Genomic DNA, 1,092 nt, shown 5'->3' on the forward strand with positions numbered 1-1,092 from the left:
TGGTCGGCGTCGTCGCCGCCGCGGCCCTGACCGGCACGGCTCCGGCCGCGACCGCCTCCCCCACCGACCTGTCGACGGCCCGCTTCTCGCTCGCCTCCGCGACCACGCCGACCGTCCTCGCGACCGCCCGCGGCGCCGGCGCCGACGAGGCCCGTACGGCCGAAGCGTCCGCCGCCACGTCGATGGCCGCCGTCACCTCGGTGCAGAACGACATCGCGGCATCCGGTCTGGACATCGGCCAGCCCGCCACCGTCGACACCTCGGCCCTCGAGACCGCCACCTCGCGCCTCGAGGCAGCCGCCGTGCTGCCGGACACCTTCTTGCCCGGCCTCGCCGAGGACGTCACCGCCGCGCGGGCGAACGTCGACCAGCGCGTCGCCGAACTGCGCGGGAGCCTGGACGCCGCCGTGGCGAAGAAGGCCGAGGAGGAGGCCGCCGAGAAGGCGCGCCAAGAGGCCGAAGCGGCCGCCGCCGCGGCAGCCGCCGCGAAGGAGAAGGCCGCCGCCGAAGAGCGCGCCGCCGCCTCCAGCAGCAGCAGCAGCGGCAGTAGCACCGGTGGCGGTTCGTCCGCTCCGGTTCCCGTCGCCTCCGGCGGTGGCTCCGGAGACAACAGCCCGGCCGGAGCGCAGGCGACCGCGCGCGGCATGCTCTCCAGCCGCGGCTGGGGCGACGACCAGTTCTCGTGCCTGGTCTCGCTGTGGAACAAGGAGTCGGGCTGGAACTACCGCGCCTACAACGCCGGCAGCGGTGCCTACGGCATCCCCCAGGCTCTTCCCGGGAGCAAGATGTCGTCGGCCGGCGCCGACTGGGAGACCAACGCCGCGACGCAGATCTCGTGGGGCCTCGGGTACATCTCGGGCCGCTACGGCACGCCCTGCGGCGCCTGGGGTCACTCGCAGTCGACCGGTTGGTACTGACGCACCCCGCATACCCGCACGCGAAGCGCGTCGCTCGGACTCGGTCCGGCGGCGCGTTTCGCGTTCTCGGGCCGGGTGCGCACGATCGCGCCGCGACGAGTCCTCCGTCGCGTCCGGTGACGTACCGGGCCCCGGGTGCCGCGGCGCCCGAGAGGCGATCGGCGAGCTCGACGGG

Annotated in this window: 1 protein-coding gene; it reads left to right on the forward strand. The window is 75.1% G+C overall.

The annotated features are described in order from the left end of the window. Positions 1 to 917: 16S rRNA pseudouridylate synthase (locus DBR36_RS14675; protein ID WP_108320500.1), on the forward strand; the 917-nt coding region annotated here is incomplete at its 5' end. Between the last annotated feature and the right edge of the window lie 175 nt (positions 918 to 1,092).

It is taken from the genome of Microbacterium sp. HMWF026 (assembly GCF_003061325.1).
GTDB lineage: Bacteria > Actinomycetota > Actinomycetes > Actinomycetales > Microbacteriaceae > Microbacterium > Microbacterium testaceum_E.